This is a genomic window from Streptomyces sp. CA-179760 (assembly GCF_050937045.1).
In the GTDB taxonomy this organism is placed as follows: Bacteria; Actinomycetota; Actinomycetes; order Streptomycetales; family Streptomycetaceae; genus Streptomyces.
The window spans coordinates 2080212-2106954 of record NZ_JBNJLZ010000001.1 but is presented as its reverse complement, the minus strand read 5'-3'; the positions used below and the strand labels follow the sequence as shown (position 1 = coordinate 2106954).

The following is a 26743-nucleotide window of genomic DNA, read 5'->3' as shown; positions in this document are numbered from 1 at the left end:
CCGCGCAGGTCAGACCCCTGAGCGGGACACCAGCCGACGGGCCTGCCGGGTCCTGCGGACCAGGGCGTACCCCTTGGTCAGGGCTCGGTCCCCGGCGAACGTACGGGCGATCGCACGGCCCTCGATCACCCGCTCGAACTCGTCGATGTCCGTGCCGCGGCGCACCGTCACGCGCCGCAGGGCGTACGGTCCCTGTGTGCGGCGCGCGAGGCCGTTGCCCACAGCGAGTGCCTGGGCATACCCCGTCTCGCGCACCGCCCGCCGGACCCGGCGGCTGGAGTAGCCGTAGGGGTAGGCGAACGAGGCCGGCACGGTGCCCAGTTGGTCCGCGACGATCTCTTTGCAGTGGATCAGCTCGAACCGCAGCGTGGCATCGGAGACCTGGTCGAGCTGGGGGTGGCTGTGGCTGTGCCCGCCGATCTCGACGCCCGCCGCGGCGAGCTCGCGGACCTGGTCCCAGTCCAGCATGGTGTCCAGGCCGCCGCCGGTGTCGTACGGCCCCTTCAGCCATCCGGTCGAGACGAACAGCGTGGCCGGGAAGCCGTGCTTGGCGAGCACGGGCAGCGCGTGCCGGTGCACGCCCTCGTAGCCGTCGTCGAAGGTGATGAGGACCGGCCGTTCGGGCAGCGGGCGGCCGGAGCGCCAGCACGCCGCCAGTTCGGCCGTGGTGACGGGCCGCAGCCCCCGGTCCGCGAGCACCGCCATCTGCTCGGCGAACGCCTCCGGGGCCACGGACAGGGCGCGGGTCGCGTCGTTCGGATCGGTCGCGACCGCGTGGTACATGAGGATCGGTACGCGTACGTCACTCACGGGCCGTCACCTCCACCTCGGGCACTGGCACCTCGGGCACCGAGAACGTCGCCCCGCCCCGGCGGGCCCGCACGCTCCCCACCACGTACCCGCCCGCCGCCGTGAGCACCCCGGCGACGATCGCGCCCGCCCGCCCCACACCGCCCGGCCGGGCCAGCAGGGCGTCCCGCAGGCCCCGGGCCACCCCGGCCGGCAGTACCCGGGTGGCGTACCGGCGCTCCGACTCGAGCCCCTTCCCGGCGCCGACACTCCGGGCCACCAGAGCCTTGGACAGGCCCTCGGCGTAGGCGCGCGTACGGAAGTAGCGGAAGTGCTCGCGGACCTCCGGCACCCGGTGATGGATCACCGCCCGGTCGTCGATCAGCAGCACCGCGTCGGGCCGGGCGCGGCTGAGACGGATGCACAGTTCCGTCTCCTCGCAGCCCAGCGGGCGTTTGTCGCCGTCCCTGCCGATGCCGGTGGCGAAGCCGCCTGCCGTGCCGAAGGCGCTGCGGCGGAACGAGGCGTTGCCGCCGAGGACGTTGCGCACCCGGACCCGGCCGCGGGGCAGACCCCGGTAGGTGCAGCCCACCACCCAGTCGAACTCCTCCGGGAACCAGTCCGGCCGCCGCCCCGACGCCCAGACCGGCACCGTACGCCCGCCGACCGCCATCACCCGCGGGTCGGTGTACGCCCCGGCGAAGTGCCGCAGCCAGTCGCGCTCGGCCACGGCGTCGTCGTCGAGGAAGGCGACGATCTCACCGCGCGCCGCCGCGATCCCGGTGTTGCGGCCCGCGGACAGGCCACGGGGGCCCGCGTTGGCGAGCACCCGCACCACAGCGCCCTCGGAGGGCTCCTTGTACTCCTTGGCCAGCCGCTCCCGGAGCGCGTCGTTGTGGTCGACGACCAGCAGCGTCTCCAGGGCCGGCCGTGACTGCGCCCGCACCGAGGCGACCGCCGCGAGGATGTCCTCCCAGCGGTCCTCGGTGTACGCGCAGATCACGACGGAGATGCCCGGACCGCTCAAGACACCTCTCCCCGCATGGCGTCCACCATCGGCGACTGAGGCGAACGGCGGCGCAGCGCACGGCGGTTGGAGCGCTCCTGGAGGATCACCCGCAGCACGCGCAGCCCGTCCCGCACGGCCCGCAGATTGCTCACGCCGTGGATGCGCAGGTACTCGTGGCTCGGGATCTCCTGCACCTTGAGCCCGGCCTTGACGACGCGGATGTTCATCAGGGTCTCGACCTCGAAGCCGGTGCAGTCGAGGTCGATCTTGTCGAGGCAGTGCCGCCAGAACGCGTTGTACCCGTAGCACAGGTCGGTGTAGCGGGCGCCGAACTTGCGGTTGACGGCCGTGCACAGCGCCCAGTTGCCGAGCTTGCGGATGAAGGTCATGTCGTCGGTGCCGCCGCCGTTGGCGAAGCGGGAGCCCTTGGCGAAGTCCGCGCCGGAGACCAGGGCGGAGACGTACGACAGGATCTCGCCCCCGTCGGCCGAGCCGTCCGCGTCGACCATCACGATGATGTCGCCGGTGCAGGCCTGGAACCCGGTGATCAGGGCGTCGCCCTTGCCCTTGCCGCGCTGCTCGACGACCTTGACCTCGGGCCACAGCTCGCGGGCCACCTGGACGGTGTCGTCGGTGGAGTTCCCGTCGACCAGGACCACTTCGTGTATCCAGTCGGGCAGGGTCTTGAAGACGTACGGAAGGTTCTCCGCCTCGTTCATGGCCGGGATGACCACGCTCACCGGCGGCGCGATGGCCAGGTGAGAGGAGACGGGTCGGTACTTGGAGACGGTCGGCGGATGCTGCTCCGCGGCGGCCGGCTGCAGAACTGAGCTCATGAGTCTGGGCCCTCTCGTCCGGTGGACCGCCCCCCCAGGGCAGTCCGGATCCAGTCCGGTTCGAAAGGGGGTTCTCACCCGTGGCACGCCGAGATGGAGCTTCGGGCACGCCGGGTGAGCTGGCAAATCTGGCCGGCCGCGAAAACGGCAGCCGACCGCGCGGCACGGCCCGGCCACCAAAAGCGGTCACCGAGCACGGCACCCCCCTACCGCGCCCCGCGCCGGTACGTCGCGGTCCTTGAGCCCTCCCCTAGAGCCGCGTACTGACGGACCGATGCGGGTGAGATGTATGACGGTATTGACGATTGAACCCGTATGGCAAGACCTGGAACGGCCACTCACGTTTTTGTTGGTTTGGTCGTTACGTGATGTCTTTTGTGAGTCGTAAGTTGAAAAGTTCCGGTCGCGGAAACAGTCGTTCCCCGCAGACTCGGCCGAGCCTGCGGGGAACGGTTCTTCAGGTGCCGGTGTCTGTGCTGGTGTCCCTGCCGGTTACTGCACGAGCTTCAGCAGCCGGTTCGGCGAGCCCGTACCCGCGCTGGTGACCTTGCCGGTGGTGGCGCCGGTGACCAGGGCCGAGGCGACCTGGGCCGGGGTGGAGGAGGTGTGGCCCGCCAGGTAGACCGCCGCCGCGCCCGCGACGTGCGGGGTCGCCATCGAGGTGCCGGAGATGGTGTTGGTCGCGGTGTCGCTGGTGTGCCAGCCGGCCGTGATGGACGAGCCGGGCGCGAAGATGTCCAGGACCGAGCCGTAGTTGGAGTAGCTCGCCTTGGCGTCGGTGTTGGTCGTGGCGCCGACCGTGATGGCCTCGGCGACCCTGGCAGGGGAGGACGAGGAGGCGGTGGTGCTGCTGTTGCCCGCGGCGACGGCGTAGGTGACGCCGGCGGCTATGGAGTTGCGGACCGCCGTGTCCAGCGAGGCCGAGGCGCCGCCGCCGAGCGACATGTTGGCGACCGAGGGGCCGGAGTGGTTCCGTGTCACCCAGTCGATGCCCGCGATCACACCGGCCGTGGTGCCGGAGCCGCTGTTGTTCAGCACCCGCACGCCCACGATCTTCGCCTTCTTGGCGACACCGTAGGTCGTGCCCGCGATCGTGGTGGCCACATGGGTGCCGTGGCCGTTGCCGTCGGAGGCGTTGTTGTCGCCGTCGACGGCGTCGTAACCGTGCGCGGCACGGCCGCTGATCTGCTGGTGGGTGACGCGCACACCGGTGTCGATCACATAGACCGTCACGCCGCTGCCCGCGCTGTCCGGGTAGGTGTAGGTGCCGGAGAGCGGGAGCGAGGTCTGGTCGATACGGTCCAGACCCCAGGGAGCGCTGGTCTGGGTGGCGTCGGCCTGGACGCGCTGGTTCTGCTCGACCGCGGCCACGGCCGGGTCGGCGGCGAGCCGCTTGGCCTCCGTGGCGGAGAGGGCCGCGGAGTAGCCGTTCAGCGCCTTGCCGAAGGTCCGCTCGACCGTGCCGCCGTACTCCGTCACCAGGCCCTTGCCCGCGGCCGAGGACGCCTTGAGCCCCGCGCTCTTCTTGAGCGTGACGATGTAGCTGTCCTTGATCGCGGTCGGGGAGTCCGCCGCGAGCACCCGGCCCTCGGCGGGAGCGGCCTGGGCGGGCAGGGCGGTGAACCCGCCCACGAGGGCGGCGGTCGCCGACAAGGTGATAGCGGCGGTTCCGAGTCTCTTGCTACGCAGTTGTGCCATACGAGGGAGTCCTCCTCTAGGCGGCGCGCGCCTGGGTGGGACGCGCGTCATGTGGGGGTGGTGCGCGGGCTCGCGCACACGGCCAGGAGCGTCGCGTTCCGCTCGCTGCCGGAGTAAAGCGTCGACCATCTACCGGCGTAGAACAAGAGAGTTGAGCACTGGTCAACAAATCTGTCATGAGCACGAAATAAAGCAACAGACTTGGCATGGACACTTCCTGTCAACACGCGTAGCTGCTACGACGGTTAAGGCAGAGATCCTGCTAAAGGGAGGTTCCATGAGACGTTCCCGACTTGTCGTCCTCGTGAGCTCGCTCCTCCTCGCCGTCGGCACCGCCCTCACCGGGGCCGCGACGGCGCAGGCGTCCTCACTCGCAGCAACTGGCGGCTATGTGGCGCTCGGTGACTCCTACTCCTCCGGAGTGGGCGCCGGCAGCTACATCAGCTCCAGCGGCGACTGCAAGCGCAGCACCAAGGCCTTCCCCTACCTCTGGGCGGCCGCCCACTCACCCTCCACCTTCGACTTCACGGCCTGCTCGGGCGCCCGAACGGGTGATGTTCTGTCCGGTCAGCTCGGCCCGCTCAGCAGTGCCACCGCCCTCGTCTCGCTCAGCGTCGGCGGCAACGACGCCGGATTCGCCGACGTCATGACGACCTGTGTGACCCAGTCCGACAGCTCCTGCGTCTCCCGCATCAACACCGCCCGCGCGTACGTCGACTCCACGCTGCCCGGCAAGCTCGACGGCGTGTACTCGGCGGTCCGCTCCAAGGCACCGGGCGCACGCGTCGTCGTCCTCGGATACCCCCGCTTCTACAAGCTCGGCACGACCTGTCTCGGCCTCTCCGAGACCAAGCGCAAGGCCATCAACGACGCCTCCGACTACCTCAACACCGCCGTCGCCAAGCGCGCCGCCGACCACGGCTTCACCTTCGGCGACGTACGCACCACCTTCACCGGCCACGAGATCTGCTCCGGCGACTCCTGGCTGCACAGCGTCAGCTGGCTCAACATCGGCGAGTCCTACCACCCGAAGGCCCCCGGCCAGTCGGGTGGCTATCTGCCGGTGCTCAACGCCAACGACTGACCGGTCACCCGGAGTCGGAGTCGGAGTCCGAGTCCGAACCCGGGTCCGCGTCCGTGCCTGAAGGAGAAGGGGAGGCCCCGTCCGTCGGGGTCTCCGTCTCGCAGGTCACCGAGAACGGCACCCCCTCGGACGTCGTCCGCACCGGCTCCCGCACCTCGACGCTGATCTCGTTCTCGAACGCCCCGCTCTCCGCGTCCGTCGTCACGGTCACCGCGTCCTGTTTCGTACGCCCGCCCCCGTCCGGGAACGACAGCGTCTTCCAGCCCCCGTCCAGCTCGGAGCCGTCCTGCGTCACCCAGCGGTAGCGCACCTCGGCCGGCAGCCGGCCCACCGTGAACGTCGCCGTGAACTGCGGCGCCTCGGCGTTCGGCGGCGGGCACGGACCCGAGTAGTCCGTGCGCCTGCCCTCCAGAGCCACCCGCACCGACTGCGCCGGCGGACTGCTCTTCTCGCTCTCGCTCTCACTCGGCGTCGGGGAGGGGCTCGACTTCCCGGCCCCGGTGTTCTCCTTCGGGCCGGTCTCGGCCGGCGTACTCGCCCCGGCCCCCTGGTCGCTGTCCCCGGAGCCGTCACCGCCCCCGCCGTTCAGCAGCGCGTACGTCAGCCCGCCCACCGCGAGGGCCAGGGCGGCCACGCCCGCTACCAGCACCCGGCCGGTCCGGCGGTCGCGATCCTGACGGGCGGCCGTCGCCGTCGCACCCGAGCCGGAGGACATCGGCTGCCCCGGGAAGGGCATCGGGGGCGTGGCGGCGGGCTCGGGGCGGGCCGCGGCCGGCGGCGGGAACGGGACCGCCCGGGTGGTGTCCGCGCTCGGAGCGCCGCCCGCGGCGATGACCCGCAGGTCCTGTTCGGCCCGCTCGGGCGGCAGCCGCTGCTCGGGATCCTTGCGCAGCAGTCCCTCGATGACCGGGGCGAGCGGACCGGCCCGGTACGGCGGCGGCAGCTCCTCGTCGACGATCGCGCGCAGCGTGCTCAGCGGCGTGTCGTGACGGAAGGGGGAGTGGCCCTCGACCGCCGCGTACAGCAGCACCCCGAGCGACCACAGGTCGGACTCCGGACCCGGCGTACGGCCGAGCGCCCGCTCCGGGGCGAGGAACTCCGGCGAGCCGATGACCTCCCCGGTCATGGTCAGCGCGGAGCTGCCCTCGACCATGGCGATCCCGAAGTCGGTGAGCACGATCCGGCCGTCGTTCGAGATCAGCACGTTGGCCGGCTTCACGTCCCGGTGCAGCACCCCGGCCTCGTGCGCGACCCGCAGCGCGGCCAGCACCTCGGCGCCGATGTGCGCGGCCCGCTGCGGCGGCATCGGGCCCTCGGCGTCCAGCACCTCCGCCAGCGAGAGCCCGCGGACCAGCTCCATGACGATCCACGGCCGGCCGCCGTCCGTCGCCACGTCGTACACGGTCACCACGTTCCCGCTGGCGACACGGGCAGCCGCCCACGCCTCCCGCTCCAGCCGGGCGTACATCCGCTGTACGTCGTCGGCCGCGATGCCGGCCGGGGCGCGCACCTCCTTGACGGCGACCTCGCGGTGCAGCACCTCGTCGCGGGCGCGCCACACGGTCCCCATGCCGCCCTCGCCGAGCGGCGCCAGGAGCCGGTAGCGGCCCGCGATCACTCGCTCATGGCCCGGTTCTTCGGACACGGAGCCCCCATTCACAGCCGGGCGAAATCTCCACGAGGTCTGTTTTCCCCACGAGGTCGGATTTCCTCACGACGTCCGCTTTCCCACTGACGCCTGTTTTCTCACGAACGTAACTCAGCCGAGTGCGGATGCCGCCCCCTTGAACACCAGTCCGGCGCCGAGCACCACCACGGCGAACGCCGAACCGAGGGGCGCGGTGCGGCGTACCAGGGCCGCCATCGGGCCCGCCGTCCAGCGGGGGCGCCGGTCCAGAAGCCGGGTCATCCCGCTGCCCGCCTTGACGACGGCGTACCCGCAGGCCGTCAGGGTGAGTGCCAGCCCGACGCCGTACGCGACGACGAGCAGCAGACCGAACCAGGCCTGCCCGAGGGCCGCGGCACCGACGAGCACCACCACGGCGGACGGGCTGGGCACGAGTCCGCCCGCGAAGCCCATGAGGATCGTGCCGCGGAGGGTGGGGGCGACGGGGTGCGAGTGGGTGAATCCGCCGTGGGTGTGCACGACCGTGTGCGGGTGGGAGTGAGTGTGGTCATGGTCGTGCGGGTGGTCGTGGTCGTGCTTGTGGTCCTGGTCGTGCGCGTGGTCGTGCTTGTGGTCGTGATGGTGGTGATCGTCGTGCGCGTGGCTGTGCGCGTGGCTCTTGTCGTCGTGTGTGTGGGTGTGGCCGCCATGGGCGGGTCCATGCGTGTGCGCGCGGCTGCGCAGCGCGCGGCGGACCAGGCTCGCGCCCGCCAGCGTGACCAGCAGGCCGCTGGCGACGCCGAGCCAGGCGATCACCGAGGGGGCCGCCGCCGAACCGGCCGTGACCAGCAGGCCCAGGGCGACCACGCCCAGGGTGTGGGTGACCGTCACCGAGGCGGCCATGGGCAGGACGTCCTTCATCCGGGCCTGACCGCCCCGGGCCGCCGCTGTCGCGGCCATGATGGTCTTGCCGTGGCCCGGGGCGATCGCGTGCATCGCGCCGAGGACGACGGCGATGCCGAGAGCCAGCGCGGCGAAGCCCGCGGTGAGGTCGTGCCGGGCGACCAGGTCGTCCAGGGCACGCGTCCAGCGGTCGGCGCCGCGCGGCAGCACGGAGGCGGCGGGGGCGTCCGACTCCTCCTCGGCCAGCGCCGCCCCGCCGGGACGCACCCGCAGGGCGGCGGACGCGGTGTCGGCCGGAGAGGAGAGCAACTCCTCGGGATACTTGGTCAGTTCGGCCGATATCGACTTCTCGGGTACGTCGGACGCGGTGAGGGTCATGCGGTCGCCCCGGGCCGTGACCTCCCGCCAGCCCGGGCCCGAGGAGGCGCCCGCGCCACGGAAGCCGAGCGACACGCTCTCCTTGTCCGACGGGAGGGGAGCGGTCAGCTCGCACTCCACGCGAAGGGTGTCGAGCCCTGCCTGCCCGGGACGCACCCGCGCCCGGCTGCGCTCGACGGTGAGGGCGGCGCCGCGGCCGTCGACGGTCACCTTGCTGTCCTCGGCGGCGGTGGCGCACCGCTCGCGGGCCCACAGGGCGATGCCCAGCCGTTCGATGTCCGGCTTCGCCTGGGTCGCCGGGATCTCGGCGAGGTCCTCGACGTGCTGGACCCGCAGTTCGCCGGGAGCGGCGACGAGACCGTCGTAGCGGTTGACGGTGAAGTTGCCCAGCGGGTGGGCGCTCGCCGTGGCGGCGGGCAGCAGAGTGAGCGCGCAGGCGGCCGTGAGGACGGCTGCGCCGGACGCGAACAGTCGGCGCAGGGTCACCGGTTCTTCTCCAGGTCCTTGAGCGCGGTACGGGCCTCGCGGGCGCCGAGGGGCGAGAAGCCGGGGTTCAGGTCGAGCGCGGCCTTCAGGTGGTCGCGGGCCTCCCGCTCGTCGCCGGTGGCGCGTTCGATGATCCCGCGGTGGAACAGGAAAGTGGCGTTGCGGTAGCCGGTGGCGGTGGCCCGGCGGGCGTACGGCAGGGCCTCCTCGTCGCGGCCGTTGACGTGCAGGGCCCAGGCGAGCGCGTCGGCGGTGTGCACGCTGTGGCGGCGGTCCCACTCGGCGCGGGCGGAGCGCAGGGCTTCCTTCTTGTCGCCGTGGTCGGCGGCGGCCATGGCCGAGTCGAGGTCGGCGTTGACACCGCCGGCGCGGGCCAGCGCCGTCCAGGCGTCGACCAGGGCGTACTGGTCGCCGGCCTTCGCCCGGTCGCCGTCGGCGCCGCGGTCCTCGTACAGCTCGCCGAGGGCGACGAGCGGGCCGGGCAGCGGGAAGCGGGCGACGACCTGCTCCAGGCCCTTCACGGCGGCCGCACGGTCACCGTCCGCCGCCTCGGCGCGGGCGCGGCCCTCCAGGGCGGGCAGGTAGGAGTCGTCGGCGGCGAGCGCGCGGGCATAGTGGCCGCGGGCCGCCTTGTAGTCGCCCTGGTTCCAGGCGAGTTGCCCGAGCGCGGTGGCGACGTACGCGATGTCGGCGGGCGAGTGGGCGGAGTCCAGGGCGCGTTCCAGCACCTCACGCGCCGTGCGGACGTCGCCGCGCAGCTCGCGCACGTACGCGTACCGCGTGAAGACGGGCACGCCGGGGCGCCGGTCGTCGGCGGTGTCGGCGGCCTTCTCGGCGTCGTCGTACCGGCCGAGTTCGACGAGGGCGTCGATACGGGTGCACAGGGCACGTTCGTTGTAGGGGTTCTGCCTCAGGGCCCGGTCGGCGTACTTCAGAGCGCCGGGGAAGTCGTGCCGGGCCGCGGCCAGGGCGGCCTGGGCGGCCAGGGCCGGGTCGTTGCCGGGCTCCAGCTTGAGGGACCGCTTCAGCGCGCGCTCGGCCTGCGGATAGCGCGAGGGGTCGCCCTTCGTCCGGGCCTGTTCGACGTAGGCGAGGCCGAGGGTGGCCCAGTTGCCGAAGTCCCTCGGCTGGGCCCGGAGGTGCTTCTGCAGGGACACGATCCCCGCGTCGAGATCCCCCCGGGCCAGCGCGCCCGGAGACAACGCCCCGGCCGCGGACACGGCGGCCACGCCGCCGTCGGCCGGACCGTTTCCCGCGCCCCCGAAGGCGATGGCCCCACCGGTGAGCGCGACGGCCAGCAGCGCGGCGCAGCCGGCGAGATGAGCCGCCCGCCAGCGCCGGGCGCCCTCAGCGGTCCGCCGCAGCGTGGTGACGCGCTGGTCGACGTTCTGGCCTTCGGCGGGTGCGCTGTCGCTGTCCGGCCGGGCACCCTCCGTATCGGCCTGTGCCTCGCCGGCCTCCTCGGCACGCCCGGCCGCGGCATCCGCCTCCGGCTCGACGGCCGGGTCGACAGCGTGCTCGGTCCCTGCCTCCGAGGCCTCCGCGGCCCGCTCGTGGTCCGGGCGTGGGCGGTCGTCGTCGCGCCTCTCCGGTGCGCTGTCCGTCGTACGCGGAGGCATGGGTCTCCTCAGTCGGCTGTGCGGGTGCGGGTGCAGGTGCGGGTGCGGGGAGGTGGAAGGCGCGGCCCGTGCCGTGGGGGATGGGTGGGAACGGGCCGCGCCGGCAGGGGGAGCGGAGCGGGTCAGTACGCCCGGTTCCGCATACGGCGCCACCACACCAGGGCCGCGCCGATCAGGACGATGCCGCCCGCGCCGGCCCCGGCGGACGCGGCGATCAGGCGCATGTCGTCCGAGCCCTCGGCGCCGGCCGGCTGCAGCGCGTCGCCCAGCTGGCTGCGGACGTCGTTGCCGCCGTCCACGCCCTTGGCGAGCGGGCCGCGCGAACCCTCGGTGGGGTTGGCCAGGTACGGGAAGGACTTGCCGAACTTCTTGTCGTTCTCGTTCACCGCGTCGCCGAGGTCGTTCTTGGCGCCGAGCAGCTCACCCTCGACGACCTGGAGCGACGCGTCGATCACGTCGTCGGTGAGCCGACGCCCGTTCGGGAAGCCCGCGTTGTCACCGTCCAGGACACCCAGCCGCTTGGGCTTGGCGGCCGGCTTGATGGACGTGTTGAGCCGCAGCTGCTCCGACGGCGTCACGTGCGGCGGCTGGTTGAGGTCCTTGACGCCCTTGAGGAACACGTCGACCAGGTCGTTGCGCGGCTCGTCGGGCGCCGGGATCTTGTAGATCGCCTCGATGAGCTTGGGCAGCTCCGGGTTGGTGACGTTCTCCAGGAACTGGGCGTCGTCCCGGGGCGCGGACGCGTTGAACTTGTCCTTGTCCTTCAGCGGGTTGACGACCTCGTTCACCAGCGGCATGCCGAGGCGCGAGACCTGCGAGTAGTAGCCCTTGGCGTTCTTGCGCTGCGTCGTCGACCAGATGCCGACGATCGGCTGCTCGTGCGACTCGGAGATGAAGCTGTTGGGGACCTGGAGGGCGATCGAGTTGACGTTGTAGCCCTTGAGCGTGTCGTTGCCGACCTCGGAGAGGTTCCCGCCGTACAGCAGGTCGAAGACCCTCAGGTCCAGGAAGAACGGGTCGTCGGCCTGCCCGGCGAACGTCTGGGCGCCCCCGGCGAGCTTGTGGATCGCCTGCTTGCGCAGGGTGTTGTAGTCCGGCATCGACGCCTTGCCGACGTTCGAAGGCGCCACCGGCACGTCGTCGGCGACCTTGGTCTTCGACACCGCCTTGAGGTCCTTCAGCTTGATCAGCTCGAGGTCGTAGGTCTGCGTGATGTTGAGGTCGGGGTCGTCGAGGCTCTCGACCGGACCCGTGTTGTACAGGAACGTCTTGTCGTTCTTCGTGTGCGTCTTGAACGTGTACCGGAACAGCAGGTCTTCCTGTGCGTCGCCGTTGCTGTCGATGCGCAGGTCGTACTCGGCGTCCTCGGCGAAGGTGAAGAAGTTGGGCCCGCCCGCCGGTTCCTCCATGGGGATCCAGTTTGCGACGATGGTCGTCGTGTCCGGCTTGTCCGGGCTGACGAACGCGTACACGTCGGTGTTGTCGAACTGAGGGGTCCCCGAGATCAGCGGGGCCTCGCGGTGACTGGAGGCGGAGGCCTCCTCAGGTGCCAGCGCGGTCACACCGGCGGCGGCGAGGCCGCCGGATGCCAGCGCACCACAGATCACAGTCGCGATGCTCCGGCGCCCCGCGCCGGTCCTGAAGCTAGGTGTCATGCCATCCGTCCTCGGTGCCAACTTGCCTGACACACGCCATTCGGAGTGGCCGGCAGAGCGGATTGGTCGAATCTCAAACGTTCTTACGGCGCGCGTGAAAAGTTGTTTCATCGCCGGGGACCCGCGTTTTCGACGAGTTGATCCGTAACCCCATCCGGAGGTGTGTGCGTTGCGAATACCTCGTGTGAGGGGACAGGCCCGGTGCGGCCTCGGAGAGGGGGAACGGGTGGAGGCGGACGAGCTGCTGCTGCTCGTGGCGGGTGGGAACCATCAGGCCTTCGAGGAGTTGTACGGACTCGTGTCCGGCCCGGTGTTCGGCCTTGTACGGCGTGTGGTGCGCGATCCGGCCCAGTCGGAGGAGGTGGCTCAGGAGGTGCTGCTGGAACTGTGGCGGTCCGCCGCGAGGTTCGACCCGGGCCGGGGGAGCGCGCTGTCCTGGATCCTCACCCTCGCCCACCGCCGTGCCGTCGACCGGGTGCGCAGCGCCCGCGCGGCGGGGGAGCGCGAGCAGCGTGAGGCCTGGCGCGCCCACTTCCCGGCCTTCGACCAGGTCACCGAGGAGGTCGAGGCGGGACTCGAACGTGAGTGGGTACGCCGCTGCCTGGACCGCCTCACCGACCTCCAGCGCCAGTCCGTCACCCTCGCCTACTACGAGGGCTACACCTACCGTGAAGTGGCCGAGCGGCTCTCGCTGCCGCTGGGCACCGTCAAGACCCGGATGCGCGACGGGCTGACCCGGATGCGCGAGTGCCTCGGAGGCGTGGCATGAGCCTCTTCCGCCGCGAGGACCCGCACTCGCTCGCCGCGCCCTACGCGCTCGACGCCCTGGAACCCCGGAGCGGGTCCGTTTCGAGAGGCATATGAAGGACTGCGACCGCTGCGCCGCCGAGGTGCGCGCACTGTCCGAGGACGCCGTCCGGCTCGCCTGGTCCGCGGCCGCCCCGGCCCCGGCCGCGATGCGCGACCGCGTCATGGCCGCCGCACGGACGACCCCGCAGGACCCGGCGCCCAAGGAGGCGGCGCGTGAGCCGGCACGCGCGCGTGCGACGCAGCTGCCGCCGCACGTGTGGGGCGCCCAGCCTCCGCCGCGGCAGCGGGTGCGACGCCGGATCCCGCTGTTCGTGCCCTTCGCCACGGCCACCGCCGCCGCGGCCCTCGTCGTCGCCTCGCTGTTCGCCGTCCAGGCGAACCAGACGCAGGACGAACTGACCGCCGAGCGGGACCGGTCGCGTGAGATCGCCCACGTTCTGGCGGCTCCGGACGCCCGTGCCGGCAGCGGCAGGGACGCGCGGGGGAGAACCATCGGAGTGATCGCTTCCGCGACGGAGGGGAGCGCGGTGGTCACCCTCGGCGGATACAGCACCCCGCCGGGCGGCCGAGTGCACCAGTTGTGGCTCATGCGCCCGGGCGCGCAACCACGCTCCCTGGGGCTCCTCAAAGGCGACACGCCCCTGGTCGCGACCCGTCTCGGCTCCTCCGCGACGTCACTGGCCGTAACCGTCGAGCCCGCCGGTGGATCACCACAGCCCACCACGCAGCCCATCGTCCAACTCGCCCTGAAATCTGTTGGATTCGGAGAGTAATCGGAGATACATCGTCAACCCCCTTATGGGGAAGGTGAATCCTGTGACCGCGATACACGAGTGCCCGGGCGGGGCGATAGGGTTAACCTGCCCGGGCCGGGTGGACTCGTACGGGTGGGGAGTGACATGGAACAGATAACAGTGCGCAGCAGGGCGAGGGTCCCTGCGATCACCTGCGGGAGCAGCGCGACCAGTTCGCGCCTCGACCGCCATCTGTCGGTGCTGGGCGGTCCCGCCGTCCCGCAGCGGGAGACGGTCGAGGCGACCTCGCTGATGCGTGAACTGACCGCGCGCCAGCCGCACGACCGCAGTGGCAGGGGAGCGCGCGTACGCCGCGTCTCGCTCTTCGCACCGCTGCGCCGACTGCGCCGCTCGCTCTTCGGCGGCAGGTAGGGGCCCGCGCTCGGGCGGTCACACCGCCCCCGGCGTCACGCTGCGCACTCGTCGTCCGTCATCCCCACGGCACGCAGCAGCGCCAGGTGTGTTCCCGAGCGCGGTACGTCCCCCCTGTCGGCGCCTCGTCCCCGCCCGTTCACCGCTCCCCGCGCGCGTACTGACGCACGGCCAGCGGCACGAAGATCCCGAGCAGCACGGCGCACCACATCAGCGACCCCGCGACGGGGTGGGCCACCGGCCAGGCCGCTTCGCCGGGCACCGGCGCGTTGCCGAACAGGTCCCGCAGGGCCGTCGCCACCGCGCTGATCGGATTCCACTCGGCGACCGTCCGCAGCCACCCGGGCAGTCCCGTCGTCGGGATGTACGCACTGGACAGCAGCGGCAGCAGGAAGGTCGCCCCGCCCAGCTGACCGGCCGCCTCCTCGTTCCGGGTGAGCAGGCCGAGGTAGATCCCGGCCCAGGTGCACGCGAAGCGGAACAGCAGCAACAGCCCGACGGCCGCCGCCGCTTCGAGCGGGCCGCCTTCGATCCGCCAGCCCACCGCGAGCCCCACCAGCAGGAACGGCACCGTCCCGACGGTCGTGACCACCACGTCCGCCGCGGCCTGTCCGAGCGGTACGGCCGTCCGGCTCATCGGCAGCGTGCGGAAGCGGTCCGTCACGCCCCGGTGCGTGTCCTGGGCCGCCTGGAACATGCCGGTCATGATGCCGCCCGCGGCGGTCGCCACCAGCAGGCCCGGCACGAGGAACGACCGGTACGTCTCGCCCGGCATCGCCAGCGCGCTGCCGAACACGTAGCCGAAGAACAGCAGCATGCTGATCGGCATCGTCTGGGTGAGGATCAGCAGTCCCGGGTTGTTCCGCATCCGCAGCAGCTGACGCCCCAGCATCACGGTCCCGTCGTACGCCGGCGTGCTCATGCGGCAGCCTCCCTTTCCTCGGTGGTGGTCTCGGTCAGGCGCAGGAACACGTCGTCCAGCGTCGGTGGCCGCAGGCTCACGTCGAGCAGCGGCACGCCCGCCGTGTCCAGGGCGCGCACCAGCAGCGGGAGGGTGAGGGTCGGGTCCTTGCTGACCGCGCCGACGGCGTTGCGCTCGTGGTCGAACGACGGCTGTGCGCCGGTCAGCCGGTCGAGCACGCCCGCCGCTCTCACGAGTACGTCCGCGTCCGTCACGACGACCTCGGCGTGCGCCCCGACGAGCGCCTTGAGCTGCGCGGGCGACCCGGTGTGGGCGACCCGGCCCCGGTCCACCAGGGCGATGTCGTCGGCGAGTCGGTCGGCCTCCTCCAGGTACTGGGTGGTGAGGAGCACGGTCGTGCCGTCGGCGGTCAGATCGCGCACCACGTCCCAGATGAGGTTGCGGCTGGCCGGGTCGAGGCCGGTCGTCGGCTCGTCCAGGAACAGCACGTCGGGGCGGCGGATCAGGCTCGCCGCCAGGTCCAGGCGGCGGCGCATGCCGCCCGAGTAGGTGGACGCGGGCCGGTCGGCGGCCTCCGTCAGCCCGAAGCGGTCGAGGAGTTCCGCGGTCCGGCCGGCCGGGCCGCGCACCCGGTGCAGCCGGCCGAACAGCTGGAGGTTCTGGCGTCCGGTCAGGTCCCCGTCGATCGAGGTGTCCTGCCCGGTGACACCGATCCGGCTTCGTACGGCGGCGGCCTCGCGGACGAGGTCGTGCCCGGCGACCCGCGCGGAACCCGCGTCCGGCCGCTGGAGCGTGGTCAGCAGCCGTACGGCCGTGGTCTTGCCCGCCCCGTTCGGCCCGAGGACCCCGCACACCGTGCCCTCGGCCACCGCGAGGTCCAGCCCGCGCACGGCACGGACCTCCCCGAACCGCTTCTCGAGACCCTCACTAAGTACAGCGTACGTAGAAGTCATGGCTCGACCATAGCGCACTACGTACGCTGTACGTAACTAGGATGGTGGCCGAGGTGATGATCGATGGCGGGCCGAGCGGCCGTACCCGAAGTGATCTGGGCGCGCCCCGAGCGCACCGGCCGTGGGCCGAAACCGGCGTTCACCCGTGCCGGCATCGCGGCGGCGGCGGTGCGGATCGCCGACGCGGAGGGGCTTGACGGGGTGTCGATGCGGCATGTCGCCGCGGAGTTGGGCTGCGGCACGATGTCGCTGTACAACTACGTCCCCCGAAAGGAGGACCTGTACGAGCTGATGGTGGACGCCGTCGGTGCCGAGCACGAGATGTTCGAACCCACGGGCGACTGGCGCGCCGACATGCTCCGCAACGCGGAGGAGACGCGGGCCATCATGTACCGCCACACCTGGGTGCCGCGCCTGATGGCGGGGGTGCACGGCTTCAGCCCCAACACCCTGCGCTACCTGGAGCACTGCCTGGCCTGCCTCGAACCGCTCGACGCTCCGGCCGGTACGAAGACGGAGCTGATCGCGCTGCTCAACGGCATCGTGTCGACGTACACCGCGAACGACATCGCGACCACCGAACGCACCCGCGCCATGCCGTGGTCCGAGGAGGAGGAGAACGCCGTGCGGATGGCCTATCTGGGCAGCCAGGTGGCCACCGGCGCGTATCCGCGCCTGGCCGCGGCCTTCATGGAGCAGAGCGGGCCGGTCGATCTGGAGGCGGTGTTCCGGCGGGCACTCGAACGCGTCCTGGACGCCTACGACCCCGATCTGCGGTAGGAGCCGTGACCCCGGCCCACGCTAGAGCAGCGCGAGCTGGCCCTCCGGGCCCTCCTCGGGGCCGTCCAGCACCGAGGCCGGGCGGCGGGCCGTCGCCGGTACGGGGAGGAGGCCCGCCTCGCGGAGTTCGGCCGTCGTGATCGGGTCGGGGACCGTCAGGTCGTCGAGGGGGCGCAGTTCGGCCAGCAGGGTGAGGACCGTGATCAGTTCGAGCAGTTCCGACGTCCAGGTCTGCGACCAGGTCGCGGGGCGGATCGCCGCGAGGGTGCCCGGCTCGGCCTCGGTGACGCGCGCCGCGAACCACTGTTCCAGGACGCGCACCCCGCCCACCTCGAAGTCCCAGGCCTGGGGCGGCACCGGGGAGATGCGGCCCTCGCCCAGCAGCAGGGCCTCCTCGTCCCTGTCGTAGTCCAGGGTCAGGGGCCGCGAGGGCAGCGGGGCGCGGACGTAGGGGCGGCGGCCGCCGGGGAGCTTCGGGCGTTCGCCGTCACGGCGCATCAGCCACAGCAGGCGGTGGCCCAGCTCCACGCCCCGCGCCCACTCGTCGGCGTCACCGGTGAGAGGGACGGTGAGATCCGGGCGCGCCGTCGCCGTGATCCAGGCCAGCACGTCCAGAGGTGCGGGGGCGTCGCCCAGGCGGGTGCCCAGATGCTCCAGCAGGCCGGGGGCCAGGTTGGGTTCCCGCCCGCGCGGCCGGCGGAACAGCGGGCGGACGCGGCCGGGGCGGAGCAGCGGGAGCAGTGAGGTGACGAGGAGGGGAGGTGCGAGGGCCTCGGGCGCCTCCACCACGAAGACCTGATGCTCGTCCGTCACCCGCCACAGCTCAGGGCGGGCCGCGTCGATCAGCCGCTGGTCGGGGATCAGCCACTGTTCGTCGAAGGGCGCGTGCAGCACGCGCACCGGCTCGGGGCACGGGCCTGAGGCGCGGAACAGCTTCTCCGTGCCGCCCGTCCGGCCGGGCAGCTGGCCGACCGCCGTGTGCAGCGTGCGCGAGCGGGTCGGCTCGAACAGGGTCTCGCGGTCGGGTCCTGCGGCCTTCACCAAGGCGTCCCAGCGGGCCTTCAGGGCAGCCGCGTCGGGAGCCGCCGGCCAGCCCCGGCCGAGCCGCGGCGGTGCGACGGACCACGGCATGAGGTCCGCCAGCGGCGGAGCGTCGTCGTGCGTCACGCAGGGCATCGTACGACGCCCCCGAGGGGCGCGGGGCTGTGTCATGTGCGGCTCCGCCGCGCGGGCGCGATCGGCCCCCACCGGCCCGCGGGGCGACCGCTACGCGTCAAGGGTCACCGTGAAGGAGAACCGGTCGCCCCGGTACTGGATGACGGCCACGTCCAGCGGCCGGCCGTCGGTGTCGTACGTGATGCCCGTGTAGTGCAGGATCGGGCTGAGCAGCGGCACCTGGAGCAGCTTCGCCGTCTCCGGGTCGGCGAGACGGGCCTCCACCGTGTCCGTGATGCGGCTGATGTCCACCCCGACGACATCCCGCAGCACCTTGGTCATGGGCCACCGGACGAGGTCGTCCAGGTCGATCCGCGCGGCCAGTTCGGAACGGACGTAGTTCCGCGCGTGATTGGTCGGCTCGCCCGTCTTCTCGTCGCTCCGCAGCCGGTGGTACGTCGAGACCTCCCGCACCTCCCCGAAGAACTCGGCGAGTTCGCCCGGCACGGGGATCGTGCCGTGGTCGAGCAGTTCGGTCGTCATGCCGGACTGCTGGGCCACGATCGCGTCCACCGAGCCGAGCAGCCGGACCGGGGAACCCCTGCGCGCGTGCGGCTCGATGAAGGTGCCCCGCCGGCGGTGGCGGGAGATCAGCCCCTCGTCCTCCAGCTCCTTCAGCGCCTGCCGCATGGTCAGCACGCTCACGCCGTAGTGCCCGGCCAGCTGCTCCTCGGTGGGTAGGCGCAGCGGGTCCCGGGGCGAGCGGCCGAGGATCGAGGCGCGCAGCGACTGCGACACCTGGTACCAGAGCGGCAGCTTGCGGTTCAGGACGATCGAGTCCGGGGCGAAGGAGGTCACGGGCCATCCGTACCGGTCAGGGGTGCTCAGTGCAAGGGACGGAAGTGCCGCTCCAAGCCCTGCCAGACGTCGTCGTAACGTTGTTGGAGGTGATCCGCCCGGGCAGCGTGCGGCGTGAGGGTCAGCGGCCAGCGGGTCTCGAACATGAACGCCAGTCCGTCGTCGATCTTCTGCGGCTTCAGCTCGGCGGCGCTCGCCCGGTCGAAGGTCTCCCGGTCCGGGCCGTGCGCCGACATCATGTTGTGCAGCGACCCGCCGCCCGGAACAAAACCTTCCGCTTTCGCGTCGTAGGCGCCCTCGATCAGGCCCATGTACTCGCTCATCACGTTCCGGTGGAAGTACGGCGGCCGGAAGGTGTCCTCGCCCACCAGCCAGCGCGGCGCGAACACCACGAAGTCGACCCCGGCCAGGCCCGGCGTGTCCGACGGGGACGTCAGCACCGTGAAGATCGACGGGTCCGGGTGGTCGTAGGTGATGGTGCCGAGCACATTGAAACGGCGGAGGTCGTAGACGTACGGCACATGGTTGCCGTGCCAGGCGACGACATCGAGCGGGGAATGGTCGTAGGTGGCCGTCCAGAGGTTGCCGCAGAACTTGTTCACCACCTCCACCGGGCCCTCGACGTCCTCGTACGCGGCGACCGGGGCGCGGAAGTCCCGGGGGCTGGCGAGGCCGTTCGCGCCGATCGGGCCCAGGTCGGGGAGGCGGAAGGGCGCGCCGTAGTTCTCGCACACATAACCGCGGGCGGACTCGTCCAGCAGCTCCACGCGGAAGCGGACCCCACGAGGGACGAGCGCGACATGGCCCGGCTCCACATGGAGCAGACCGAACTCCGTGCGCAGCAGCAGTCCGCCGCGCTCCGGGACGATCAGCAGCTCGCCGTCGGCGTCGCTGAACACCCGCTCCATCGAGGCGTTGGCGGCGTAGAGGTGCACGGCGACGCCGGTGCGCTGAGTGGCGTCGCCGTTGCCGCCCAGCGTCCACAGTCCGGCCAGGAAGTCGGTCTCGGGGCCGGGGTCGGGAAGGGGATTCCAGCGCAGCCGGTTCGGGTCGGGCACGGTCTGGGTGAAGGGAGCGGTGCGGACCGAGCCGTTGTGGGTCCGGGTGAACGCCGGGTGCGCGGCCGACGGGCGGATCCGGTACAGCCATGAGCGGCGGTTGTGGGAGCGCGGCTCGGTGAAGGCCGTACCGCTCAGCTGCTCCGCGTACAGCCCGAGCGGGGCCCGCTGGGGCGAGTTGCGGCCCTCGGGCAGCGCGCCCGGGAGGGCCTCGGAGCCGTGCTCGTTGCCGAAGCCGGAGAGATAGGTCAGCCCTTCGGCGGTCTTCCGCGCGTCCGCACCCATTGATCGCTGCTCCCTTGCGGTCTGATTCCTATGTAACACCGTAGGATTGCGTTTTCCCCGGCGCAAGGGGGACACGCGCCCTCCTCTCGAGGGATGACCTGAACCCGACTTGAGGACGATCCGCCGGGCCGGACGCGCGCTCTACGCTCGCGGATATGTCGTGGACACGTAGACCTCTCGCCCTGCTCGCGGTCTGCGTCCTGCTGGCCGGAGCCGCGGGGTGCGGCTCCGGTGAGGAGCGGGAGAGCGGGGCCTCTCCCACGCCCGTGGGCACGCTCCTGGAGGACCAGGACCCGGAGGGGCGGCCCTACCGTCAGGTGGCCCGGCGCGACGCCCCCGACGTGGGCATCGAGGTGCAGCCCGACGCGGCCGGCGGCTGGGACGTCCGGCTGGCCGTCCGGAAGTTCCGTTTCTCGCGGGCGGGTGCCGCGGATGCGGCGGTGGCCGGGCGAGGACTCGCGCACCTCTACGTGGACGGCCGCCTCGTCACCCGGCTCCGTACCTCCGGGTACCGGCTGGCCGCCCACCTCGTGCCGCGCGGCACGCACCACGTCACGGCCCGCCTCTACGCCGATGACGGCACCGCCTGGGCGGTGGACGGCAGGCCCGTGGAGGCCACGGCCGACATCACCGCGTCTCAGCCGGGCCCGGGCGCGAAGCCGAGTGCGAGCGCCCCGAGGGAAGCGCGGACGCACGCGACCAACGCCCGGTCCCGGATCGGGGGGCGAGGTTCACCCGATCGCGCCGGAAGGGCATCATGAAGCCCGTGCCCCAGTCGACATCGCTCCGTCGTGCGCCCGTGCAGCGGCGCAGTGCCGAACGCCTGACCAGGATCCTCGACGCCTGCGCCGACCTCCTCGACGAGGTCGGCTACGACGACCTGAGCACCCGCGCCGTCGCCCAGCGGGCCGGCGTCCCCATCGGCTCGGTCTACCGCTTCTTCGGCAACAAGCGCCAGATGGCGGACGCGCTGGCCCAGCGCAACCTCGAGCGGTACTCCGCCCGCGTCACCGAGCGCCTGCGGGAGACGGGCGGCGGGGACTGGCGCGTGGCCATGGACGCCGTGCTCGACGAGTACCTGGAGATGAAGCGCACCGCGCCCGGCTTCTCCCTCGTCGACTTCGGCAACCAGATCCCGGTCGGCTCTCGCCACACCGAACCCAACCACCGCGTCGCCGACCGCCTCACCGAACTCCTCTCCGGCTACCTCGGCCGTGAGCCCGACGAGGAGCTGAGCCGGGTGTTCCTCATCGCCGTGGAGACCGCGGACACGCTCGTGCATCTGGCGTTCCGGGTCGCGCCGGAGGGAGACCCGAAGATCATCGAGGAGATGCGGGAGATGCTGCGGGCGTATCTGTCCCGGGTGCTCGACTGACCCGGTGGGCGGGGTCAGGGCCCCCTCGGTGATCCGGTGCCGTCAGGGCCTCCCCTCCATGCATACCGGTCGGTATGCTCGGGCGCGTCCGCGCGTCGCCGTAGCCGCCGTCCCCGGGAGGACCCGTGCCCCGCACCGCCCTGCGTATCTGTCCCTTGTGCGAGGCCACCTGCGGCCTGACCCTCACCATCGAGGGGACGCGCGTCACCCACGCCCGAGGTGACCGCGACGACGTGTTCAGCAAGGGGTTCATCTGCCCCAAGGGAGCCTCCTTCGGAGCCGTCGACTCCGACCCCGACCGGCTGCGCACCCCGCTGGTGCGCAGGGACGGCGAGCTGCGCGAGGCCACCTGGGAGGAGGCCTTCGACGCCGTCGCCGCCGGCATCCGGCCGGTCGTCGAGCGGTACGGCCCGAACTGCGTCGGCGTCGTCCTCGGCAACCCCAATGTGCACACCGTCGCCGGTGGCCTCTATCCGACGGTGCTGCTCGCCGGACTCGGCACGCACAGCGTCTTCACCGCCTCCACGGTCGACCAGATGCCCAAGCACGTCTCCAGCGGACTGCTCTACGGCGACGCGAACGCCATCCCCGTGCCCGACCTCGACCACACCGACCATCTGCTCCTGATCGGCGCCAACCCGCTGGAGTCCAACGGCAGTCTGTGCACCGCCCCCGACTTCCCGGGCAAGCTGAAGGCACTCAAGGCCCGTGGCGGCACCCTCGTCGTCATCGACCCGCGGCGCACCCGGACCGCCAAGCTCGCCGACCGGCACATCGCCGTGCGGCCCGGCACGGACGCGCTGCTGCTGGCGGCGATGGCGCAGGTGCTCTACGCCGAGGGCCTCGTCGAGCCGACCCCGCACGTCCAGGGCGTCGAGGAACTGGCCGACGCCCTGCGGGAGTTCACCCCCGAGGCGGTCGCCCCGGCCTGTGACGTCGACGCCGGCCTCATCCGCACCCTCGCCCGCGAACTCGCCGCCGCCCCCACCGCCGCCGTATACGGCCGCATCGGCAGCTGCACCGTCCCGCACGGCACCCTGGCCAGCTGGCTCGTCGACGTCCTGAACATCCTCACCGGCAACCTGGACCGGCCGGGCGGGGCGCTCTTCCCGCAGGCCGCCACCGACAAGACCCCGCGCCCCGCCGGACCCGGCCGCGGCTTCGCCCTCGGGCGCTGGCTCTCCCGGGTGAGCAGGCACCCGGAAGCGAAGGGCGAGCTGCCCCTGTCGGCGCTCGCGGAGGAGATCGACACCGCCACCGAGGAGGGCGAGCCGGTCCGCGCGCTGATCGCCGTCGCCGCCAACCCCGTGCTGTCCGCGCCCGACGGCGACCGGCTCGACAAGGCGCTCGGCTCGCTCGACTTCATGGTCAGCGTCGACCCCTACCTCAACGAGACCTCACGCCACGCCCACGTCGTGCTGCCCCCGCCCCCGCCCTCCCAGAGCCCGCACCACGACTTCGCCCTCAACACCCTCGCCGTACGCAACCAGGTCCGCTACACCCGCCCCGCCATCCCGCTGGAACCCGGCCGCATGGCGGAGACCGAGATCCTGGCCCGGCTGATCCTCGCCGCGACGGGCATGCACGGAGCCGACCCCGCCGCCGTGGACCAGATGGTCATCGACCAGACCCTCGGCAAGGCGGTCACGGAACCCCACTCGCCCGTACACGGCCGCGAACCCCGCGAACTCGCCGTACGGCTCACCGGCGACACCGGCTCCGAACGACGGCTGGACATGATGCTGCGCCTCGGCCCCTACGGCGACGGCTTCGGCGCACGACCGGACGGGCTCACCCTGGAGAAGCTGCTCGCGCATCCGCACGGCATCGACCTCGGCCCGCTCGAGTCCCGGCTCCCGCAGCCACTGAAGACCCGCAGCGGCCTGGTGGAGCTGCTGCCGGGGCCGATCGCGGAGGACCTGCCCCGCTTGCGCGCGGCGCTGGCCGAACGCCCCGAAGGGCTCGTCCTGGTCGGCCGCCGCCATCTGCGCTCCAACAACAGCTGGATGCACAACGTCCCCGCCCTCACCGGCGGCTCCAACCGCTGCACCCTGCACATCCACCCCGAGGACGCCGCACGGCTGGGCGTGACGGACGGGGCGCCGGTGCGGGTGAAGGGCGCCGGGGGAGAGGTGACCGCGCCCGCCGAGGTCACGGACGCCGTTCGCAGGGGGGTGGTGAGCCTGCCGCACGGCTGGGGCCACGACCGGCCCGGCACCCGCCTCCGCCACGCCTCGACCGACCCCGGCGTCAACGTCAACCAGCTCCTCGACGGCAGTCTGCTCGACCCGCTGTCGGGCAACGCGGTTCTCAACGGAGTGCCCGTCGAATGCGCCCCGGCGGCCGAAAAGCTCATGCCGCTGACCTGAGCAAAGCTGTGACCAGCAGTTCTGCGCTTATTGCTCGCACGTCAACGTCTTGTTAACGCTGCTTGACGGGCCCTAACGTCTCGGGAACCGCCGGCCCTGGTGGAATGTTCAAGGGCGAACGTTAGGTACCCACTCATGCTGACCATCCTCGGCTTCGCCATGATCGCGACCTTCCTGGTCCTGATCATGATGAAGAAGATGTCGCCGATCGCGGCGCTCGTGCTGATTCCCGCTCTCTTCTGCGTGTTCGTCGGCAAGGGCGCCAAGCTCGGCGACTACGTCCTCGACGGCGTGACCGACCTCGCCCCCACCGCGGCGATGCTCATGTTCGCGATCGTCTACTTCGGTGTGATGATCGATGTCGGTCTCTTCGACCCGATCGTCCGCGGGATCCTCAAATTCTGTAAAGCGGACCCGATGCGGATCGTCGTGGGCACCGCCCTGCTCGCGGCGATCGTCTCGCTGGACGGCGACGGGTCCACGACCTTCATGATCACCGTCTCGGCGATGTACCCGCTGTACAAGCGCCTGAAGATGAGCCTGGTCGTCATGACCGGTGTCGCCGCGATGGCCAACGGTGTGATGAACACCCTCCCCTGGGGCGGCCCGACCGCCCGCGCCGCGACCGCGCTCAAGCTCGACGCCAGCGAGATCTTCGTCCCGATGATCCCGGCGCTCCTGGTGGGTCTGCTCTTCGTCTTCGGCCTCTCCTACGTGCTCGGTGTGCGTGAGCGCCGGCGGCTCGGCATGCTGACGCTGGACGAGGTGCTGGAGGAGGAGCAGGAGACCGAGACGGTCCTCGTGGGCTCCGGCGGCTCCGGTAGCTCCGGCGACGGCAAGGTCTCCATGAGCAAGGGCGGCGGCACGGGTGCCGGCACCGGTACGGGCTCCGGCAGCGGCGCGGCCGCCGACCCGGGCGCCGAGGACGACACCGAGGACGACGGCTTCAAGGGTCTCGACCCGAACCGGGCCACCCTGCGCCCCAAGCTCTACTGGTTCAACGCGCTGCTCACGGTCGCCCTGCTCACCGCCATGATCATGGAGCTGCTGCCGATCCCGGTGCTGTTCCTGCTCGGTGCCGCGCTGGCCCTCACCGTGAACTTCCCGCACATCCCCGACCAGAAGGCGCGCCTCGCCGCCCACGCCGACAACGTCCTGAACGTCTCCGGCATGGTCTTCGCCGCCGCCGTCTTCACCGGCGTCCTCCAGGGCACCGGCATGGTCGACAACATGGCCAAGTGGATGGTGGACGTCATCCCCGAGGGCATGGGCCCGCACATGGCCATCGTCACCGGTGTGCTGAGCCTGCCGCTGACGTACTTCATGTCGAACGACGGCTTCTACTTCGGTGTCCTGCCCGTCCTCGCCGAGGCCGGTGCCGCGCACGGCGTCTCCCCGGTGGAGATGGCCCGCGCCTCGCTGGTCGGCCAGCCCCTGCACATGTCGAGCCCGCTCGTCCCGGCCGTCTACGTCCTGGTCGGCATGGCCAAGGTGGAGTTCGGCGACCACACCAAGTTCGTCGTGAAGTGGGCCGCCCTCACCTGCCTGGTCATCCTCGGGGCGGGCATCCTGTTCGGCATCGTCTGACGTCGCTCGATCGATGCCGCTGGATTGATGTTGCTGGATTGATGTTGCTCGGTTGATGTTGTTCGATCCCCGTGGGAGGACATCGTGAGGCCCGGTGGGAACCGCGGCTGGCTGCTCCGTCTCGTCATCGCCTTCAGCTTCGCGCAGGCGGCGGTGTCGATGGCCCGGCCCGCCGTCTCCTACCGGGCCCTCGCGCTGGGCGCGGACGAACGCGCCGTCGGTGTGATCGCCGGTGTCTACGCGCTGCTTCCGCTGTTCGCCGCCGTCCCCCTGGGCCGCCGTACCGACCACGGCCGCTGCGCGCCCCTTCTGCCCTTCGGTGTGGTCCTCATCTCCGGCGGCTGCGCCCTCAGCGGCGTCGCCGGCTCCCTGTGGACGATGGCCCTGTGGAGCGGGGTGATGGGCCTCGGCCACCTCTGCTTCGTCATCGGCTCCCAGTCCCTCGTCGCCCGCCAGTCCGCGCCGCACGACCAGGACCGCAACTTCGGGCACTTCACCATCGGCGCCGCGCTCGGCCAGCTGGTCGGACCCGTCGCGGCGGGCGCGCTGATCGGCGTCGAGGACATGGCGGGCACCAGCGCGCTCGCCCTGATCGTCGCGGGCGGGGTCGCGGCGGTCGCGTTCACCTCGCTGTGGCGCATCGAGCACCGCCGTACGGCGGCCGCGTCCCGCGCGGACAAGGGCGACCGGGTCCCGGTCCGGAGCATCCTGCGGACCCGGGGCGTGCCCGCCGGCATCCTCATCAGCCTCGCCGTGCTGTCCGCGACCGACATCCTCACCGCGTACCTCCCGGTGGTCGGCGAGCACCGGGGCATCGCGCCGTCCGTGATCGGCGTCCTGCTCAGCCTGCGCGCGGCGGCCACCATCGCCTGCCGCCTGGTGCTGACGCCTCTGCTGCGGCTGCTCGGCCGGACCATGCTGCTCACCGTGACGTGTCTGCTCGCGGCCCTGCTGTGCGCGGGGATCGCCCTGCCGGTGCCGGTGTGGGCGCTCGGGCTGCTGCTCGTCCTGCTCGGATTCTGCCTGGGCGTCGGGCAGCCGCTGTCCATGACGACGGTCGTCCAGGCGGCACCCGACGAGGCCCGTTCCACCGCTCTCGCCCTGCGGCTGACCGGCAACCGGCTCGGCCAGGTCGCCGCGCCCGCCGCGGCCGGGCTGATCGCCGGGGTCGCGGGGGTGGCGGCGCCGTTCGTGATGCTGGGGGTGCTGTTGCTGGCGTCCGCGGGGGTCGCGGTGCGGTCGCCGCGGGAGCCGGACGAGGCAGGCGGAGCGGACGACTCCGAACCCCGGCGGAACGGGACGCCGTTGGGCCGGAAGGGCGATATCTGACGCGTCGTGGGCGCTGCTCCGGCGTTTCCGGGT

Annotated in this window: 22 protein-coding genes and 1 pseudogene; 10 read left to right on the top strand and 13 right to left on the bottom strand. The window is 71.9% G+C overall.

What is annotated here, in order from left to right:
* Window positions 1-9: 9 nt before the first annotated feature.
* The 4 genes from ACQEV8_RS09365 to ACQEV8_RS09350 all read right to left on the bottom strand — a co-directional run bounded on the left by ACQEV8_RS09365 (window position 10) and on the right by ACQEV8_RS09350 (window position 4332).
* A complete protein-coding gene (locus tag ACQEV8_RS09365) occupies window positions 10-810 on the bottom strand; it encodes a polysaccharide deacetylase family protein (protein ID WP_432958937.1) in 801 nt (266 codons plus the stop codon).
* Entirely contained in the window at window positions 803-1816 is a 1014-nt protein-coding gene (locus tag ACQEV8_RS09360) for a glycosyltransferase family 2 protein (RefSeq protein ID WP_432958935.1), read from the bottom strand. Before ACQEV8_RS09360 ends, ACQEV8_RS09365 begins: the two co-directional genes overlap by 8 nt.
* Complete coding sequence (locus tag ACQEV8_RS09355) at window positions 1813-2634, bottom strand: glycosyltransferase family 2 protein (RefSeq protein ID WP_432958933.1); 822 nt, start codon at window positions 2632-2634, stop codon at window positions 1813-1815. The genes ACQEV8_RS09360 and ACQEV8_RS09355 overlap by 4 nt, the downstream gene beginning before the upstream one ends.
* A 492-nt stretch (window positions 2635-3126) precedes the next feature.
* On the bottom strand, window positions 3127-4332 hold the full coding sequence (locus ACQEV8_RS09350; RefSeq protein WP_432958931.1) for a S8 family peptidase: 1206 nt from the start codon (window positions 4330-4332) through the stop codon (window positions 3127-3129).
* 277 nt (window positions 4333-4609) lie between these two features.
* Here ACQEV8_RS09350 and ACQEV8_RS09345 point away from each other — a divergent pair, with 277 nt between their 5' ends.
* On the top strand, window positions 4610-5416 hold the full coding sequence (locus ACQEV8_RS09345; RefSeq protein ID WP_432958929.1) for an SGNH/GDSL hydrolase family protein: 807 nt from the start codon (window positions 4610-4612) through the stop codon (window positions 5414-5416).
* A 4-nt stretch (window positions 5417-5420) separates the two neighbouring features.
* On the opposite strand, the gene ACQEV8_RS09340 is transcribed toward ACQEV8_RS09345, so the two are convergent.
* From ACQEV8_RS09340 to ACQEV8_RS09325, 4 genes are all read right to left on the bottom strand, one after another.
* Entirely contained in the window at window positions 5421-7061 is a 1641-nt protein-coding gene (locus ACQEV8_RS09340) for a serine/threonine-protein kinase (protein ID WP_432958927.1), read from the bottom strand.
* 114 nt (window positions 7062-7175) lie between these two features.
* Window positions 7176-8789 carry a nickel transporter gene (locus tag ACQEV8_RS09335; protein ID WP_432958925.1) on the bottom strand — a complete coding sequence of 538 codons (1614 nt, stop codon included), beginning with the start codon at window positions 8787-8789 and terminating at the stop codon, window positions 7176-7178.
* Entirely contained in the window at window positions 8786-10408 is a 1623-nt protein-coding gene (locus tag ACQEV8_RS09330; protein WP_432958924.1) for a tetratricopeptide repeat protein, read from the bottom strand. The genes ACQEV8_RS09335 and ACQEV8_RS09330 overlap by 4 nt, the downstream gene beginning before the upstream one ends.
* A gap of 122 nt (window positions 10409-10530) precedes the next feature.
* Complete coding sequence (locus ACQEV8_RS09325; protein ID WP_432958922.1) at window positions 10531-12063, bottom strand: DUF4331 domain-containing protein; 1533 nt, start codon at window positions 12061-12063, stop codon at window positions 10531-10533.
* Window positions 12064-12289: 226 nt separating this feature from the next.
* Between ACQEV8_RS09325 and ACQEV8_RS09320 the strand changes: the two genes are divergently transcribed.
* The 3 genes and pseudogenes from ACQEV8_RS09320 (at window position 12290) to ACQEV8_RS09310 (ending at window position 14039) form a co-directional block, all read left to right on the top strand.
* Window positions 12290-12832, top strand: coding sequence for a sigma-70 family RNA polymerase sigma factor (locus ACQEV8_RS09320; RefSeq protein ID WP_432958920.1), 543 nt, complete (start codon window positions 12290-12292; stop codon window positions 12830-12832).
* Window positions 12829-13646 (top strand): annotated as a pseudogene (locus ACQEV8_RS09315) (anti-sigma factor). Before ACQEV8_RS09320 ends, ACQEV8_RS09315 begins: the two are co-directional and overlap by 4 nt.
* Before the next feature lie 126 nt (window positions 13647-13772).
* Window positions 13773-14039 carry a hypothetical protein gene (locus tag ACQEV8_RS09310; RefSeq protein ID WP_184562045.1) on the top strand — a complete coding sequence of 89 codons (267 nt, stop codon included), beginning with the start codon at window positions 13773-13775 and terminating at the stop codon, window positions 14037-14039.
* Window positions 14040-14178: 139 nt separating this feature from the next.
* On the opposite strand, the gene ACQEV8_RS09305 is transcribed toward ACQEV8_RS09310, so the two are convergent.
* Window positions 14179-14961, bottom strand: a complete 783-nt coding sequence (locus ACQEV8_RS09305; RefSeq protein WP_432958918.1) for an ABC transporter permease — start codon at window positions 14959-14961, stop codon at window positions 14179-14181.
* Window positions 14958-15914: an ATP-binding cassette domain-containing protein gene (locus tag ACQEV8_RS09300; protein ID WP_432958916.1), complete on the bottom strand. Its 957-nt coding sequence runs from the start codon at window positions 15912-15914 to the stop codon at window positions 14958-14960. Before ACQEV8_RS09300 ends, ACQEV8_RS09305 begins: the two co-directional genes overlap by 4 nt.
* A gap of 63 nt (window positions 15915-15977) precedes the next feature.
* Here ACQEV8_RS09300 and ACQEV8_RS09295 point away from each other — a divergent pair, with 63 nt between their 5' ends.
* Complete coding sequence (locus ACQEV8_RS09295) at window positions 15978-16694, top strand: TetR/AcrR family transcriptional regulator (RefSeq protein ID WP_432958915.1); 717 nt, start codon at window positions 15978-15980, stop codon at window positions 16692-16694.
* A 21-nt stretch (window positions 16695-16715) separates the two neighbouring features.
* Here the strand turns inward: ACQEV8_RS09295 and ACQEV8_RS09290 are convergent, their stop codons facing one another.
* From ACQEV8_RS09290 to hmgA, 3 genes are all read right to left on the bottom strand, one after another.
* Window positions 16716-17870 carry a type ISP restriction/modification enzyme gene (locus ACQEV8_RS09290; protein ID WP_432972564.1) on the bottom strand — a complete coding sequence of 385 codons (1155 nt, stop codon included), beginning with the start codon at window positions 17868-17870 and terminating at the stop codon, window positions 16716-16718.
* A 90-nt stretch (window positions 17871-17960) separates the two neighbouring features.
* Window positions 17961-18707, bottom strand: coding sequence for a GntR family transcriptional regulator (locus tag ACQEV8_RS09285; protein ID WP_432958914.1), 747 nt, complete (start codon window positions 18705-18707; stop codon window positions 17961-17963).
* A 26-nt stretch (window positions 18708-18733) separates the two neighbouring features.
* On the bottom strand, window positions 18734-20050 hold the full coding sequence (gene hmgA, locus ACQEV8_RS09280) for a homogentisate 1,2-dioxygenase (protein ID WP_432958912.1): 1317 nt from the start codon (window positions 20048-20050) through the stop codon (window positions 18734-18736).
* Between the two features lie 155 nt (window positions 20051-20205).
* Here hmgA and ACQEV8_RS09275 point away from each other — a divergent pair, with 155 nt between their 5' ends.
* The 5 genes from ACQEV8_RS09275 (at window position 20206) to ACQEV8_RS09255 (ending at window position 26710) form a co-directional block, all read left to right on the top strand.
* Entirely contained in the window at window positions 20206-20811 is a 606-nt protein-coding gene (locus ACQEV8_RS09275) for a hypothetical protein (protein WP_432958910.1), read from the top strand.
* Window positions 20808-21425 carry a TetR family transcriptional regulator gene (locus ACQEV8_RS09270; protein ID WP_432958908.1) on the top strand — a complete coding sequence of 206 codons (618 nt, stop codon included), beginning with the start codon at window positions 20808-20810 and terminating at the stop codon, window positions 21423-21425. The genes ACQEV8_RS09275 and ACQEV8_RS09270 overlap by 4 nt, the downstream gene beginning before the upstream one ends.
* A gap of 125 nt (window positions 21426-21550) precedes the next feature.
* Window positions 21551-23794: a molybdopterin oxidoreductase family protein gene (locus tag ACQEV8_RS09265; RefSeq protein WP_432958906.1), complete on the top strand. Its 2244-nt coding sequence runs from the start codon at window positions 21551-21553 to the stop codon at window positions 23792-23794.
* Between the two features lie 135 nt (window positions 23795-23929).
* Window positions 23930-25381: a CitMHS family transporter gene (locus tag ACQEV8_RS09260; protein ID WP_432958904.1), complete on the top strand. Its 1452-nt coding sequence runs from the start codon at window positions 23930-23932 to the stop codon at window positions 25379-25381.
* A gap of 84 nt (window positions 25382-25465) precedes the next feature.
* Complete coding sequence (locus tag ACQEV8_RS09255) at window positions 25466-26710, top strand: MFS transporter (protein ID WP_432958902.1); 1245 nt, start codon at window positions 25466-25468, stop codon at window positions 26708-26710.
* Window positions 26711-26743 lie beyond the last annotated feature (33 nt).

What these genes read in the sequence shown, in the direction of transcription:
- ACQEV8_RS09345 (WP_432958929.1), top strand. Translation starts at nt 4,610, where the DNA reads ATGAGACGTTCCCGACTTGTCGTCCTCGTGAGCTCGCTCCTCCTCGCC.
- ACQEV8_RS09350 (WP_432958931.1), bottom strand. Translation starts at nt 4,332, where the DNA reads ATGGCACAACTGCGTAGCAAGAGACTCGGAACCGCCGCTATCACCTTG.
- ACQEV8_RS09355 (WP_432958933.1), bottom strand. Translation starts at nt 2,634, where the DNA reads ATGAGCTCAGTTCTGCAGCCGGCCGCCGCGGAGCAGCATCCGCCGACC.
- ACQEV8_RS09270 (WP_432958908.1), top strand. Translation starts at nt 20,808, where the DNA reads ATGAAGCCCGTGCCCCAGTCGACATCGCTCCGTCGTGCGCCCGTGCAG.
- ACQEV8_RS09330 (WP_432958924.1), bottom strand. Translation starts at nt 10,408, where the DNA reads ATGCCTCCGCGTACGACGGACAGCGCACCGGAGAGGCGCGACGACGAC.
- hmgA (WP_432958912.1), bottom strand. Translation starts at nt 20,050, where the DNA reads ATGGGTGCGGACGCGCGGAAGACCGCCGAAGGGCTGACCTATCTCTCC.
- ACQEV8_RS09275 (WP_432958910.1), top strand. Translation starts at nt 20,206, where the DNA reads ATGTCGTGGACACGTAGACCTCTCGCCCTGCTCGCGGTCTGCGTCCTG.
- ACQEV8_RS09300 (WP_432958916.1), bottom strand. Translation starts at nt 15,914, where the DNA reads ATGACTTCTACGTACGCTGTACTTAGTGAGGGTCTCGAGAAGCGGTTC.
- ACQEV8_RS09325 (WP_432958922.1), bottom strand. Translation starts at nt 12,063, where the DNA reads ATGACACCTAGCTTCAGGACCGGCGCGGGGCGCCGGAGCATCGCGACT.
- ACQEV8_RS09295 (WP_432958915.1), top strand. Translation starts at nt 15,978, where the DNA reads ATGGCGGGCCGAGCGGCCGTACCCGAAGTGATCTGGGCGCGCCCCGAG.
- ACQEV8_RS09310 (WP_184562045.1), top strand. Translation starts at nt 13,773, where the DNA reads ATGGAACAGATAACAGTGCGCAGCAGGGCGAGGGTCCCTGCGATCACC.
- ACQEV8_RS09260 (WP_432958904.1), top strand. Translation starts at nt 23,930, where the DNA reads ATGCTGACCATCCTCGGCTTCGCCATGATCGCGACCTTCCTGGTCCTG.
- ACQEV8_RS09305 (WP_432958918.1), bottom strand. Translation starts at nt 14,961, where the DNA reads ATGAGCACGCCGGCGTACGACGGGACCGTGATGCTGGGGCGTCAGCTG.
- ACQEV8_RS09290 (WP_432972564.1), bottom strand. Translation starts at nt 17,870, where the DNA reads ATGCCCTGCGTGACGCACGACGACGCTCCGCCGCTGGCGGACCTCATG.